Source organism: Xanthomonas sontii, from assembly GCF_040529055.1.
GTDB lineage: Bacteria > Pseudomonadota > Gammaproteobacteria > Xanthomonadales > Xanthomonadaceae > Xanthomonas_A > Xanthomonas_A sontii.
Genome location: NZ_CP132342.1, coordinates 1,805,065 through 1,819,538 on the forward strand (window position 1 = coordinate 1,805,065; position 14,474 = coordinate 1,819,538).

The following is a 14,474-nucleotide window of genomic DNA, read 5'->3' on the forward strand; positions in this document are numbered from 1 at the left end:
GGTGGCAGCAGAACACTAGCCCGCGTGCTCTCCCGACCGCGTTGCCGACGGCCGCGCCGCGGCGATCGCCGCGATCCGTGCCTTGGCCAGCGCCTCGCCGATCTGCGGGCCGCTCAGGCCCTGCGCCGCCAGGTCGCGCGCGTTCACCGCCAGCGCCGCCGCATGCAGGCGCTGCAGCGTGCGGCCCTGCGGGTAATCGGCGTCCTCGCTGCCGAGGCGGCCGCGCTTGTCGGCCTCGCACACCGTTGCCAGTTGCGCGATGCGCTCGGGCTTGCGGAAGCCGTCGCAGCGCTGCAGCAGTTCGTGCACGGTGCGGTCGCGCAATTCGGCCAGGCGATGCACGTTCAGATGCTCGCGGCAGGCGATCTCGGCCAGTTGCCGGTGCTCCTGCGGCACCTTCAGACGTTCGCTCAGCGCGCGCAGCGGCGCCAGGCCGCGTTGCTCGTGCATCAGGTGGCGCGGCCATTCCTCCGGCGGTGTCAGCGCCTTGCCCAGGTCGTGGGTCAGCGCGGCGAAGCCGATCAGTGCGTCGCCCGGCGCCAGCCGCGCGGCCATGTCGCTGACCAGTTCCTGGTGGCGCCCGGTGTCGATCTCGGGGTGGTACTCGGCGCGTTGCGGCACCCCGTACAGTGCGTCCAGCTCCGGCAGCACCCAGCGCAGCGCGTCGGCCTCGCGCAGCGTGCGCAGGAACGCCGAGGGCTGCGCCGAGGCCAGGCTGCGCCGCAGTTCCTGCCAGACACGTTCGGGCACCAGCGTTTCCAGTTCGCCGCCGGCGGCCATCGTGCGCATCAGCTCCATGGTCTCGGGCGCGACGACGAATCCCAGCGGCGCCAGCCGCGCCATGAACCGCGCCGCGCGCAGCACCCGCAGCGGATCCTCGGCGAAGGCCGGGCCGACGTGGCGCAGCACCCGCTGCTCGAGATCGCGCGCGCCGCCATACGGATCGACCAGACGCCCATCGGCCTCGTCGCGGGCGATGGCGTTGATGGTGAAGTCGCGCCGCTGCAGATCCTCTTCCAGCGTCACCGACGGGTCGGCCTGCACCTCGAAGCCGTGATAGCCGCGCCCGGCCTTGCGCTCGGTGCGCGCCAACGCGTATTCCTCGCCGCTGCGCGGATGCAGGAACACCGGAAAATCGCGGCCCACCTGCTTGTAGCCCAGCTCCAGCATCTGCTGCGCGCTGGCGCCAACCACCACCCAGTCGCGGTCGCCGGGCGGTTGACCGAGCAGGGCGTCGCGGACGGCGCCGCCGACGAGGTAGATGTTCATTGGGTGCTGGGAATGGGGAGTCGGGAATCGGGAATGGTAAAAGCAGATTCCCTTCGCCTGATGTCGCGCTGGCGTGTTGACCCAATGTTCGGCGCGGTTGCGCGCGGTGCGCCGTTGCGATTCCCCATTCCCTATTCCCGATTCCCAGCGGCCGCATCGGCGGCCGTACACACAAACTTCTTCCGCGGCGCGTCCAGCTTGCCGAGCATGCGCTCGGTGACCGGCAGGGCGTCGCCGTTGAGGCGCCAGTCGTAGATCACGCTGAAGGCCAGGATGCGCGCCACGTACTCGCGGGTTTCCTTGTAGCTGACCGTCTCGATCCAGAAGTCGGCATCGTGGCCCGGGCGCTGGCTCTGCCAGCGTGCGGCCGGGCCGGGGCCGGCGTTGTAGGCGGCGATGGTCAGGTAGGGCAGGCCGTAGGTGTTGAGCAACTGGCGCAGGTAGGCGGTGCCGATGGCGATGTTGGTGTCCGGGTCGTACAGGCTGGCGGCGCCGCCGTAGCCGGCCAGGCCAAGGTTGCGGGCAACGCTGGCGCCGGTGGCCGGTACCACCTGCATCAGGCCCATCGCATTGGCCGGCGAGCGCGCGTTGGGGTTGAACACGCTCTCGGCGCGGATTTCGGCGGCGACCCAGGCCGGGTCGATCGCGTTCTTGCCGGCTTCGCGGCGGATGGTGTCGGCGTGGTGCAACGGGAAGCGCAGCGTGTACAGGCGCTGCTCCTCCGGGCGCTTGCCCAGCCCGAACACCGCGCGGTCGAACCAGCCGTTGGCGCTGGCCACTTCCACTGCCATGCGTCGCTGGGTGTCGTCGAAACGGCTCAGCGCATCGTTCCACTCGGCCACGGCCCAGCCGGCGCGGTCGATCTTGAACAGCTCCAGCGCGCGGACCAGCGACGGATCGCGTGCCACCGCCGCCTGCGCCTGCGCGCTGTCGTTCGGTTCCCACGGGCACAGCGCGTACGGCTGCTTGAGCCGGTCGGCGGCCAGGAAACCGTGGAAGGTGGCGGAGCTGGCCGCCGCGCGGTACAGCCGCTGCGCCTCGCTGGCATTGCCGGTCTTCTCCGCCAGCCGCGCCTCGAAGTACTGCCAGCGCGAATCGTTGCGCTGCGCCGGCGGCATCTTGCGGATCGCGGCCAATGCCGCCGGCCAGTCGCCGCGCGCCATCGCCTCGCGCGCGCGCCACTCGTGCAGGCGTTCGTCGTAGGCGGACTCGGGCACCGCGTTGAGCCGGCGCGCCGACTCCGGCCCGTACGAGGCCACCGTCCACAGCGCGATCTGATACAGCACCGCACCGCGCTGCGCCTCGCTGAACTGCAGTGCCTGGACGAACTGCGGCAGTTGTCGTTCGGCAGCGTCCGGATCGGTCTTGGCCAGCTTCGCCAGCCCGTCCACCGCCACCTTGCGGCTGCGCTCGGTCTTGGGCCAGGTCAGCGCACGGGTGTGCACCGCGTCCAGGAACGCCGCGTAGTCGTTGGCCAGGGCCAGGTCGGCCGCGGGCAGGCCGCGTGCGGCGGCGCGCATCACCGCCGGCTGCTGTGCGTCGGCGGCCGCTTCCACGCGCGCCCAGCGCAGCGCATCGGTCATGCCGCCGCGCGCCTGCAGGACTGCGAACACCGGATCGCAGGCGTCGGGCAGCGACTTGCCGGCGTTGCGCCACAGCGCCTGCGCTTCGTCCACCCACTGCGCGTCGGCGCGGCCGGTGGCCTGGCGCGCATTGAGCTGGGCGCAGCGCAGGCCCAGGTTCTCAGTGGGTTTCCAGTTCGCCAGCAGCGCCGGCCAGTCCTCGCGCCGCGCCAGCGCCGGCAGCCACAGCGCACGGAAGCTCTCGGCCACCGGCTGCCCGGCGTAGCGCTTGAGGAAGTCCTGCGCCTGCGCATCGGACACCTTGTCGATGTTGCGGCGCAGGTTGGCGTACTCCAGCCAGCCGTACAGCGGATGCTGCTTGAACGCGGCCGCGCGGACCGGATCGAACCGGCCCTGCTCGGCATCGTCGATCGCCGAGCGGATCGCCGGGCGCTGGGCATCCAGGGACTGGGCGAGGGCGGGAACAGGGCCGCACAACGCGGCGGCGAACAGCAGGAGAGACGTGCGCAGGATCATGCGCGGGACTATACCGAACGCGGATGAATCGCCGTTTCAACTGGCGATGGTGGCGCTGTCGTCGCTTGGGCCGGCGTGGCTGCGGCGATGGGGAGCCGCGTTCGTCCAGGCGGGCCGGTGAGTGCGCTGGGTGTATTGGGGTCATCGTGGCGATCGGTGGAGCGATGGCACGTCGTGTGAGTGCCGTGCCCCGCAGCGTTTGCAGATCGGCATCGCGCGCCGGGCCGTCCGGTGCCCCGGCATGGGCGGATGAGGTGCAGGTGCGGCTTCGTACGTCTGAAGTCCGCGAGTCGCTTCGCGCCGTACCCTCACCCCAACCCCTCTCCCGGCGGGAGAGGGGCTTTGGCTTTTCCCTTCTCCCATCGGGATCATGGCCCCCTTTTCGGGGGAAGGTGCCCCGTAGGGGCGGAAGAGGGTACGGGCGAAGCCTCTGATCGCCAGATCGCTCGGGCGCTTCGCGCTCCGTACCCTCACCCCAACCCCTCTCCCGGTGGGAGAGGGCTCGGCTTCTCCCTTCTCCCATTGGGACCATGGCCCCCTTTTCGGGGGAAGGTGCCCCGTAGGGGCGGAAGAGGGTACGGGCGAAGCCTCTGATCGCAAGATCGGTGCGGGCGCTTCGCGCTCCTTACCCTCACCCCAACCCCTCTCCCGGTGGGAGAGGGGCTTAGGCAGGTCGCCGTTTGACCACGCCTCGCACCCCTCGTGTCTACCAGATCGACCAGTCGTCGCGATAGCCCGCGCTTTGCCTGCCGGACGCTTGCACGGCGTTTACGATTTGTTTACAAAGAATTCCATGCCGTCGCGGTGCAGGGGGTCGCAGCGGCCGACCCACATCCTTTCTGGAGAGAGAGACGGATGAATTTCCTGCACCGCCATCCTTTGGTCTTCGCGGTATCCCTGGTCCTGCTCGGCGGCGTCCCCGCCATCGCCGGCGCCCAGCAACAGACGCCCCCGGCCGCTCCCGGCACGGCCACCACGCTGGACAGCGTGCAGGTCACCGGCACCCGCATCCGCCGCGCCGAAGTCGAGGGCCAGGTGCCGGTGCAGACCCTGAGCCGCGCCGACATCGAACGGACCGGCCTGACCTCCATCGGCGATGTGCTGCAGGAGCTCACCGCCTCCGGCTCGGCCTTGAACGCCAAGTTCAACTCCTCCGGCAATTTCGGCTTCCCGCCGGACGGCAGCGGCGTCGGCGCGGGTTCGGCGCAGGTCGACCTGCGCCATCTCGGCGCCAAGCGCGTGCTGGTGCTGGTCGACGGCATGCGCTGGGTCAACGAGTCCTCGGCCTCGGGCGTGGGCGCGGCCACCGATCTCAACACCATCCCGCTGGCCATCGTCGAGCGCGTCGAGGTGCTGGAAGACGGCGCCTCCTCGCTGTACGGCTCCGATGCCATCGCCGGCGTGGTCAACATCATCACCCGGCGCAATTTCGAAGGCGGGCAGGTCACCCTGAATTACGGCGAATACGACAAGGGCGACGGCGCCAGCAAGGGCGTGGACCTGGCCTGGGGCCACAGCACCGAGCGCACCAGCCTGTTCCTCGGCGCCAGCTACACCAAGCAGGATCCGATCTACGCGCGCGACCGCGCGCAGTCGCTGTATCCGATTCCCGGCACCGGCCTGAGCTTCGGCAGCTCGGCCACGCCGGACGGGCGTTTCATCTTCGTCGACCCCAACACCGGCGCCGAGCAGAACCTGACACCCAACAGCGGCGCGCGCACGCCGCGTTACGACGGCACCGGCGGCTGCACCCGCAGCGACGACTACCACTGCTTCACCACTGCCGACCGCTACAACTTCGCCGCGTCCAACCTGCTGCTGACCCCGTCCGAGCGCAAGGGCGTGTTCGGCCAGTTCCGCTTCTTCTTCAACGACGACGTGCAGTGGTACCTGAAGCTGCTCGGCAACCGCCGCGAGTCGACCAACCAGGCCGCGCCGGAACCGATCTTTCTCGGCCCCGACGCCGGTACCGGCAATCCGCTGGCCGACAACATCGTCATCTCCGCCGCCAACCCGTACAACCCGTTCGGCTTCGCGCTGGATTCGGGCAGCAACCTGATCATGATCGGGCGCCGCCCGGTGGAAGGCGGCGCGCGCGTGTTCGAGCAGCGCGTGGACACCCAGTATGTCGGCACCGGCTTCATCGGCAGCTTCGAGGGCGCCGACCGCACCTGGTTCTGGGACGTCAACGGCGCCTACAGCAAGAACAAGGCCGAGCAGACCAACTACGGCAGCTACAACATCTACAACATCAACCTAGCGCTGGGCGATCCGGCGGCGTGCGCGGCGGTGGCCGGCTGCGTGCCGCTGAACATCTTCGGCGGCGCCGGCAGCATCACCCCGGACATGCTGCGCTGGATCCAGCCGGTGGTGCACGATCGCAGCCAGAACGAACTGACGCAGTTCACCGCCAACCTCAGCAGCGACCTGTTCCGGCTGCCGGCCGGCGCGGTGTCCTTCGCCACCGGCGTGGAATACCGCAAGTACGAGGGCTTCTACCGCCCCGATCCGCTGACCGTGATCGGCCACTACAACGGCGTGCCGTCGCTGCCGACGCAGGGCAGCTACGACGTCAAGGAGGCCTACCTCGAACTGAGCGTGCCGATCTTCGCCGACTCGCCGCTGGGCGACAAACTGGACCTCAGCTTGGCCGGCCGTTATTCCGACTACTCCACCTTCGGCGGCAAGTTCACCCCGAAGTACGGTCTGCGCTGGCAGGTGGCGCCGGACTTCGTGCTGCGCGCCAGCTATGCCGAAGGCTTCCGCGCGCCCAGCATCGGCGAACTGTACGGCTCGGCCGCGCGCGCCGACCTGACCCTGTCTGATCCCTGCTCGATCGGCCTGGGCGGCACCGCGCCGCGCGGCAGCGCCAGCAACTGCGCCACGCTCGGCGTGCCGGCCGGCTACCAGCAGGCCAACTCGCAGATCTCGGTGACCACCGGCGGCAACCGCGCGCTGGAGCCGGAGAAGGCGCGCAGCTTCAGCGCGGGCTTCGTGTGGAGCCCGTGGTTCGCCAGCAACGTGCCGTGGTCGGACCGCTTCGACGTGGAGGTGACCTTCTACCGCCACGACATCGACGGCGCGATCCAGGCGATCAACGCGCAGACCCAGCTCGACCTGTGCGTGGACACGCTGTCGCCGACCTATTGCAACGGCATCACCCGCGCCTCCACCGGCGGCATCAACGGCTTCAACAACCGGCTGACCAACCTCGGCTCGATCAAGACCGACGGCTGGGACGTGGACCTGTTCTGGAACTCGCCGGAGACCGCGGCGGGCCGCTTCAAGATCGGCTGGCAGAACACCTTCGTCACCCGCTACGTCGCCACCGGCGCGGCCGGCCAGGTGCAGCCGCAGCGCCCGGGCGTGGAGGTGGTGGACAGCTCGATTCCCGAGTGGACCAGCAACCTGAGCCTGGACTGGTCGCGCGGCCGCTGGAATGCGTCGTGGACGCTGCGGCACATCTCCGAGCTGACCGAGCAATGCGGCGACGCGGTCGCGTTCCCGGTGTGCAGCAACCCGGTGGCCGGCACCAACACGCTGGACGCGATCACCTACCACGACCTGCAGGTGGGCTACCGCTTCGACTGGCTCAAGGGCCTGACCCTCAGCGGCGGCGTCAACAACGTCTTCGACAAGGACCCGCCGATCTGCCTGTCGTGCTCGCTCAACGGCTACGACGCCTCCACCTACGGCATTCCCGGTGGGCGTTACCTGTATGTGCGGGCGGATCTGAAGTTCTAGCGGTGTGACGGACGTTGCGGCGCGTATCCCGCGCCGCGCGTTTCGCATGCCGATGTCGTCCGTCGCCTGGGCGCCTCACACCTCTTGCAGCGTCCGAAACGCGTACATGTCCTGAAGGGTGCAGAAGTGGAAGCGCGGCACGGTGATCGGTCCGGCCGCGGCGAGCCGCGCCAGCCAGTCGTGTACCGTCTTCCGATAGGCGGCATGTTCGACCTCATCGAGCGTGTCGCACAGATAGGCCAACGAGATGTGGAACCGGTAGTCGACGTAGTCCGGGCGCTGCAGGCGAATGAGTGCCATCAGGCCGCGGCGGGCGGCGTCCAGCCGCAGCGCGGTCGCTGCGTCCGCGGGCCGCAACGGGATCAGCAGATTGTCGTTGCGGCCGGTCTTCGCTGCCGCAGGATCGATCAGGAACCGGCACGCGCCCAGTGGCGCGACGTCGCGCTGCTGCAGCCGTGCCAGGAACGTCGCATGGATGTCGCTCAGCGGTACGTCGCGCGCCATGTCGCTGGGCCATGGCCCACCAGCGCGGTCGATCTCGTTGACTCCACCCAGCAATGTCACGTGATAGCTGCTCGGTGGCAGCAAGGCGAACTTGTCGGCGAAGCGGTGCTCGGAGAATTCGCGATAGATGTCCAGCACGCGGTCGAAGCTCTGGTAGCCATCGCCCTGCTGTTGCAGATGGCCCAGGAACGTATTGCCGGGGAACGGCAGCGGGCGCCGTGAGCGGAGGAACTTGCGTCCCACATCCGGCGGCTGTGGCGAGATGGTCTGCGCCGGCAGTGCCGAAGCCACGACCGTCGCGCCGGCCGCGGCCAGCAACTGGCGACGGCTGATGCTGGTATCGAAAAACGATGACATGCGGTTTGCCTCAGAGTTTGACATTGAGGCCGACCATCACGGTCGGCGCCATCTTCCAGGCCGATTGCACGTATTCCTGCTGGCGGCCGATGCGGTACTCGTAGCCCTGTCCGGTCAGGTTCAGCACGTCCAGGCTCAGCGCGACGGAGGGCGATACCTGCCAGCCCAGCTTCAGGTCGACGCGGTCCAACGCCTGCTGGTAGCGGTTGCGATAGAACTCCAACTGGTTGGTGTAGTTGGGGTAACGGTCGTCCCACAACACACCGGTATGGTTCCAGGCCAGCGAGGCGCTCAGCGGACCCCGCGCATAGTTGAGCGCCAGATTCCACAGCTGCTTGGGCTGCTGCGGCAGCACCGACAGCGTCGTACGGCTGCCGTCGCCCAGCACCACCGGGTAGTCCACGTCCAGCAGCGTGACATTGGTGCTCACCGACAGGCCGTTCAGCGCGGGCAGCCAGGGCCCGAGTTCCTTGATCGCGCTCAGTTCGAGGCCGCGTAGCCGCACGGGCCGGTCCACGTTGCGGGGCTGCGTGACCAGCACCTGCTGGCCGTCGAGGGACTGCAGCTGGCCGTAGCGGAAGATTTCATCGTGGATGGTCTTGTGGAACAGCGCGATCGACAGCAGGCTGGCGCCATCGTCGAAGGTCCAGTCGTGGCCGAGATCCAGATTCAGTGCGCGACGCGGTTGCAGGTCCGGGTTGCCCTGGTTGAGCGTGGGCGGCGTGCTGCTGAGTGTCAGCACGCCGCCGTTCAGCGCCATCTGGTCCAGGCGCGGGCGCCCGATCGAGCGCGAGACGCCGAAGCGCAGGGTGCCGTTGGCGCTGGTCTGCCACTGGCCGGCGAGCGACGGCAACCAGTTGCGATAGCGGCGCACGGCACTGACCGGGCTCCATGTCGATCCGCTCAGTTGCAGTCCGTCGCTGCCGAAACGGGTCTGTTCCAAGCGCACTCCGCCGGCCAGGCGCCAGCGCTCGCCCCGCCATTGCGCCTGGACGAAGCCGGCGCGCACCTGTTCGTCCACGGCGTAGCTGCCGCTGTTCTGCGCGGCGGTGTCCACCACGCCACGTGCCTGGTTGGCGACGGCATCACAGCGTGCGTCGGCAAGTGCCGGATCGATGGTCAGCATCGGCGTATTGCAGCCCAGCCCGCAGGTCGATTCGCCCAGCACGTCCGCCAGGGTGTAGGGCAGCCCGCTCCAGGTGGTGCGCTGGAAGGACGTGCGCATGTGCGTACGCACCTGTCGCAGGCCCCATGCCACGCCCAATCCACGACTGTCCTCGTCCATGTTGCGGCGCAATTCCAATTGCAGATCGCTGACCCGCTCGGCGTAGCGGGTGCGTTCCTGCTGGTGATAGAGGTTGGCGTAGCGCGTCGGGTCGTCGGCCAGCGCCGGGTTGAGTGCAGTGAACGCAGGCAGGCTGTCGCTCCAGTCGAACGCGTAGCCCAAGCGGTTTTGTTGGAAACGGTCCCAGGTCTGCGGGTTATCCACCGTGGCGCGCGAGGTGCTGGCGCGCAGTGAGCCGCGCCACTGCGCCGGCAGTTCGGCCAGCAGTTCGCCGTTGAGCCCGGTCAGTCCGCGTTTCCAGCGCAATTGGCCCAGTTCGACAAGCTGATTGAGATTGTCCAGGGTTCCGCTGTCGGCGCCGGTGCGAACCAGGCGCGCGCTGCTCTGCACCTGCGCGACCTCGGCGTCGCGGTCGGAGGTCTCGCGCTGACGGAAGCGATAGCCGGCGAGATGGCCGCTGAGCGGGCCATCCGGTTGCCAATCCAGGCGCATGGTCAGTCCGCGGCGCTCGCGGGTGTTGTCGTAGTTGTACCAACGCCGCTCGCTGGGCACCGCGTTGCCGACGCCGCCATAGGCCAAGGCGGAGCGCGTACCGTCGGCGTTGTACCAGTTCAGGCCGCTTCCGTTTTCCTCCTGCGGTACCGAGATCACGCGGCGCCAGATGCTGGCCGCGCCCAGGAACGCGAATTCGTCGTTGCCACCGAAGCGTTTGCTCCACTTCAGTTCGCTTTCGCCGGCCGGCGTGCGCCCGCCGTAGCGCTGTCCCATGAGGTTGACGCCCCCCTTGGCCGCGGCGGTGAGCAATCCATCGGGCCGCTCGAAGCCGCTTTCGGTGACCAGATCGGTGACGCCTCCGATCGCGCCGCCGTCGTTTTCCGGCAACAGCGATTTCACCACGTCGATGCGATCGACGAAATTGGCCGGCAGCACGTCCATCAGCGCCTGGCGGCTGCCGATATCGTTGCTGGCGAACGCGAAGCCGTCGATCAACATGCTGTTGTAGTTGCCGTTGAGGCCGCGCACGGTCACATAGCGCGGTTCGCCCTGGTACTCCACCGTGCTCACGCCGGCGACCCGGCGCAGCGCGTCGCCGACGTTGAAGTCCGGCAACTGCCCGATGCTGTCGGCGGCGATCGAATCCACGATGGTGGAAGCCCCCTGCTTGGTGGCGATGGCGCGCGTGTTCTGCGATTGGAACGAGGTGCGGACCTGCACTGCATCCATGGTCTTCGCATCCTCGTCGGCCTGCAGCGCATCGGCATACGCCGGCGATGCCAACGGCAGGACGCCGGTCAGCGCCAGGCGAAGTGCCAGTGACAGAACGGACGGAGAGGAGGCGTCGGGCGAGCGGAAGACGCAAAGGGGATGAGGCGGCAGCAGACGCATGGCACGATCCAGTCTTGGGCGGCCCCAGAGTGGTGGCCGAAGATGCATTAAATTAAGTTGGTTAATTAAAAGAAATATGACAACGCCCCCGCTGTCGCTTCGCGTGTCCGGCTTCTTCGCCAACGCCGCTGTCCGTCCGCAGTACCGCCGCCGCAGCGACGGCAACGTCGCTGGGACCAGCGAGCGCATGCTGCTGGACTTGGTCCGCCGCGCGGGACAGGTCGAGCGTGCCGATCTGCCCCGCGCCATTGGACTCAGCGTGCCGGGGACAAAGGGCATCCTCGATCCGTTGGTCGCGCATGGCCTGCTGCAACTGGGGCCATCGCCGCGTCGCGGGCGCGGCCAGCCGAGTCGCCTGGTGCGTTTGGTGCCGGATTACGCGTACAGCGTCGGCGTCTCGTTGACGGTCGATGGCATCGCGGTGCTGTTGATCGACTTCGCCGGGCAGATCCGTGGGATGCGTCAGTTCACTGCATTCCCGCTCACGTTGGCTGACGTGCGTCGGCAGTTGCCGGCGATGGTGGAGGAACTGCTACAGGCTGCTGCTGTGGACCGACAACAGCTGTTCGGCGTTGGTCTGAGCATGACCGGACCGCGCATCGGCGAGGGCGCGCGCGTCAACCCGCCGCTGTCGCTGGCATCGGACTGGGTGGAGGTCGAACTGGACCGATTCGTCGCCGATTGCCTGCAGTTGCCGGTCTGGATGGACAACGACGCCCATTGCGCGGCTCTGGCAGAGGCGGTGTATGGGATCGGCCGTCGAACGCCGGACCTGGTCTATCTGTACATCGGCGACGGATTCGCCGCGGGCGTGATCGCCGACGGCGGCGTGTGCCGCGGCGCGCATGGCAATGCTGGCGAACTGGGCCGTATTTCGGCCATCACCGGCATGGCACGGCCGACGCTGGAGAGCCTGCGCGAGGCGCTGGTCGCCGACGGTCACGCGCTGCCGGACCTGCATGCGATGCTGCAGCAGTACGACCCGGCGTGGCCGCAGATCGACGCTTGGCTGGATGCCGTGCAATCGACGGTGACGCTGGCGGTGGCGGCGACCATTGCGCTGATCGATCCGCCGGCGATCGTGTTCGGTGCGCGCCTGCCTGCCGATCTTGCGCGAAGGCTGATCGCCCGCATTGCGTTCGAGTCGGCCCCGCGGCGTGGCATCGCCTCGCCGTATCCCACACTGCTGGTCGGCGAAGTCCAAGCGCATGCCACGGTACTGGGCGCGGCGATGCTGCCGTTCAAGGAGACGCTGTTCTAGGGCGTGTCATCCATCCCCGCGCAACCGTGACCCTTCGGGTTGGGCTTGGCAGGCGCGCTGCCGCTGCTGACGGTTTCGCGCCGCCGAGCGGACTGTGGCGCGATGGCGCCTCAGCGCAACACGTGCTGCGGCACGTCGATCTCGGTGGCCACCGCGAGGTGGTCGGAGAAGGCGGCGGGCACTGCGCGCTGTTCGTTGCAGCGCAGGCCGTCGCTGACCAGGATGTGGTCGATGGCGCGCTGCGGGCGCCAGCTCGGGAAGGTCGGCACCACGCAGCCCGGCGGTTGCAGCCGGGTGCGTTTGTAGAGCAACTGCATTTCCGGGCGGTCGGCGACGCAGTTGAAGTCGCCCATCAGCACCACGTTGGGATGATCGGACAGCAACTCGGCGATGAAGGCCAACTGCGCCGCACGCGAGTTGGCGCCCAGCGACAGGTGCGCCACCGCCACCGCCAGGCCTTCGGCGCCGTTGCCGAACTTGGCCAGCAGCACGCCGCGCCCGCCGAGCCGGCCGGGCAGGGCGTGGTCCTGCACTTCCACCGGCTCCAGCCGGCTGAGCAGACCGTTGGCGCTGGAGGCCACGCCGCCCACGCGTCGGTTCGGCTGGTGGCTCCAGTAGTTGAAGCCGGCGCGCTCGGCCAGGTAGTGGGTCTGGTTGGTGAAGCCCGAGCGCAGGCTGCCGGGGTCGGCCTCCTGCAGGCCGACGATGTCGTGGTCGCTGGCCAGCTGCGCGATCGCGTCCAGGCTGCTGCGCTTGCGCCCGGCCGGCAGCGCGTGCGACCAGCTGCGGGTCACGTAGTCGCTGTAGCGGCGCGTGCTGGAACCGGCCTGGATGTTGGCGGTCAGCACGCGCAGAGTGCGGGTGGCGGGAGCGGTCACGGCGGTGCGGCCCGGGGCGGACGGCTTACTTGGCCATCGCCGCGCGCTCGCGCGCGATCAGGTGATCGGCCACGCGCAGCATGTCGTCGTAGCTCTTGCCCTTGACCAGGTACTTGCCGTTGATGATCAGCGACGGCGTGCCGGTGATGCCGCTGCGGGTGGCGAACTGCTTGGCGCGGTTGGTCTTGGTGGCCACCGCGAAGCTGCCCATGGTGTCGGCGAACTGCTTCGGGTCCACGCCGTACTTGGCGTAGAAGTTGGCGATGTCCTGCACCGAGTCGCGGCCACGCTCGCCCTTCAGGGTCTCGTCGACGTGAATCGCCTTGTACAGCGCCTCGTGGGTCTTCTCCTGCACGCCCAGCGCCTCGGCGGCGTAGAACGCGCGGGCGTAGTCGTCCCAGGTGCCGCCGAACATCGCCGGCACATAGACGAAGCGCACGTCCGACGGCAGGCCGGCCTTCCACGGGCCGATCAGCGGCTGGAAGCGCGCGCAGGCCGGGCAGACGTAGCCGAAGATCTCGGCCACCTCGATCTTGCCGTTGGTCGGCTGGAACGGCTGGCCGCCGGCGATGTCGACGTAGTCGGTGCCGGCGACCGGCTCCGGACCGTTCGGGGTCTTGGCGGCGACCGGCTTGGCCGCGGCGTTGTCGCCTTCCGTGGCGGCAGGCTGTGCAGCGGCATCGGCGGTGGTGGCCGCGGGCGCGGCCGGCGTCTCGGCGGGCGCAGCGGCGGCATCGTTGCCGGCGGCGGGCGCGGCAGCCGGGGCGGCAGCGGTGCCGGAGGCAGGGGCGACGGCGTCGGCAGTGCCGTCCTGGGCCTTGCATGCCACCAGGATCGGCAGCAGGGCCATCAGGGTCAGGGCGAAGCGGGTCTTCATCGGCGACATCTCCAGCAGGATGGGGGACAAATGCCGGACGCGCCGCAAGCGCGGTCCGGCCACCCCGTCATGATGCCATGGCGCGGATGAAGCGCCGTACGCCGATTACTTGCCTGCGCGCTCGCGGGCGATCAACGCGTCGGCGATACGCAGCATGTCCTCGAAGTTCTTGCCCTTGACCAGGTACTTGCCGTTGACGATCAGTGCCGGGGTGCCGGAGATGTCGGCGCGCACGGCGAAATCGCGCGCGGCCTTCACCTGCGCGGCGACCTGCGGGCTCTGGTAGGCGGCGATGAAGGCCTGCGGCTTGACCCCGAAGCCGGCGTAGAACGTGGCCAGTTCCTCCGGCGCCACGTTCTGCACCGGCACGCTGCGCTTGTCGTGGATGGCCTCGAACATGGCGCGGTGGCTGCGGCTCTGCACGCCCAACTGCTGCGCGGCATAGAAGGCGCTGGCGAAGTTGTCCCAGTAGCCGCCGAACGCCGCCGGCACCAGGGTCAGGCGCACGTCCTTGGCCTGCTTGCCGGCCCATTCTTCCAGCAGCGGCTCGAAGTGCGCGCAATGCGGGCAGGTATAGCCGAACACTTCCACCACCTCGATCTTGCCGGCCAGCGGCGCGAACGGCTTGGGATTGGCGATCAGCGTGTAGTCCTCCCCTTCCACCGCGGTGGCGGACTTGGGTTGCGCGCAGGCGCTCAACGGCAACAGGGCGAGCAGGCACAACAGCAGGCGGGGCAGACGGTTCATGCGATCTCCAATGGCAAAAAACGAACGCCGGTCGTCGGGACCGGCGCGAAGGGGAAACGGGCCGGCG

At 68.8% G+C, this 14,474-nt stretch carries 9 protein-coding genes; 2 read left to right on the plus strand and 7 right to left on the minus strand.

Annotated features, from left to right (window positions below):
- Positions 1-15: 15 nt before the first annotated feature.
- Together RAB70_RS07655 and RAB70_RS07660 are read right to left on the minus strand one after the other, a co-directional pair.
- The gene (locus RAB70_RS07655) at positions 16-1,269 is read right to left on the minus strand and encodes a multifunctional CCA addition/repair protein (RefSeq protein WP_148827601.1); all 1,254 of its coding nucleotides are present in this window, start codon (positions 1,267-1,269) and stop codon (positions 16-18) included.
- Positions 1,270-1,400: 131 nt separating this feature from the next.
- Positions 1,401-3,368 carry a transglycosylase SLT domain-containing protein gene (locus RAB70_RS07660; RefSeq protein WP_148827602.1) on the minus strand — a complete coding sequence of 656 codons (1,968 nt, stop codon included), beginning with the start codon at positions 3,366-3,368 and terminating at the stop codon, positions 1,401-1,403.
- An 855-nt stretch (positions 3,369-4,223) separates the two neighbouring features.
- Between RAB70_RS07660 and RAB70_RS07665 the strand changes: the two genes are divergently transcribed.
- Positions 4,224-7,112, plus strand: coding sequence for a TonB-dependent receptor (locus tag RAB70_RS07665; RefSeq protein ID WP_017908273.1), 2,889 nt, complete (start codon positions 4,224-4,226; stop codon positions 7,110-7,112).
- 75 nt (positions 7,113-7,187) lie between these two features.
- Here the strand turns inward: RAB70_RS07665 and RAB70_RS07670 are convergent, their stop codons facing one another.
- Together RAB70_RS07670 and RAB70_RS07675 are read right to left on the minus strand one after the other, a co-directional pair.
- Positions 7,188-7,973: a DUF1868 domain-containing protein gene (locus RAB70_RS07670; RefSeq protein WP_148828330.1), complete on the minus strand. Its 786-nt coding sequence runs from the start codon at positions 7,971-7,973 to the stop codon at positions 7,188-7,190.
- 10 nt (positions 7,974-7,983) lie between these two features.
- Positions 7,984-10,644 (minus strand): TonB-dependent receptor, encoded by a 2,661-nt coding sequence (locus tag RAB70_RS07675; protein WP_408068865.1) that lies wholly within the window; start codon positions 10,642-10,644, stop codon positions 7,984-7,986.
- A 103-nt stretch (positions 10,645-10,747) separates the two neighbouring features.
- Between RAB70_RS07675 and RAB70_RS07680 the strand changes: the two genes are divergently transcribed.
- Entirely contained in the window at positions 10,748-11,905 is a 1,158-nt protein-coding gene (locus RAB70_RS07680) for an ROK family transcriptional regulator (protein WP_148828332.1), read from the plus strand.
- Positions 11,906-12,015: 110 nt separating this feature from the next.
- Here the strand turns inward: RAB70_RS07680 and RAB70_RS07685 are convergent, their stop codons facing one another.
- From RAB70_RS07685 to RAB70_RS07695, 3 genes are all read right to left on the minus strand, one after another.
- Positions 12,016-12,783, minus strand: coding sequence for an endonuclease/exonuclease/phosphatase family protein (locus RAB70_RS07685; RefSeq protein ID WP_017908277.1), 768 nt, complete (start codon positions 12,781-12,783; stop codon positions 12,016-12,018).
- A gap of 25 nt (positions 12,784-12,808) precedes the next feature.
- Positions 12,809-13,660: a thiol:disulfide interchange protein DsbA/DsbL gene (locus RAB70_RS07690; protein ID WP_043094758.1), complete on the minus strand. Its 852-nt coding sequence runs from the start codon at positions 13,658-13,660 to the stop codon at positions 12,809-12,811.
- A gap of 105 nt (positions 13,661-13,765) precedes the next feature.
- Entirely contained in the window at positions 13,766-14,407 is a 642-nt protein-coding gene (locus RAB70_RS07695) for a thiol:disulfide interchange protein DsbA/DsbL (protein ID WP_017910536.1), read from the minus strand.
- Between the last annotated feature and the right edge of the window lie 67 nt (positions 14,408-14,474).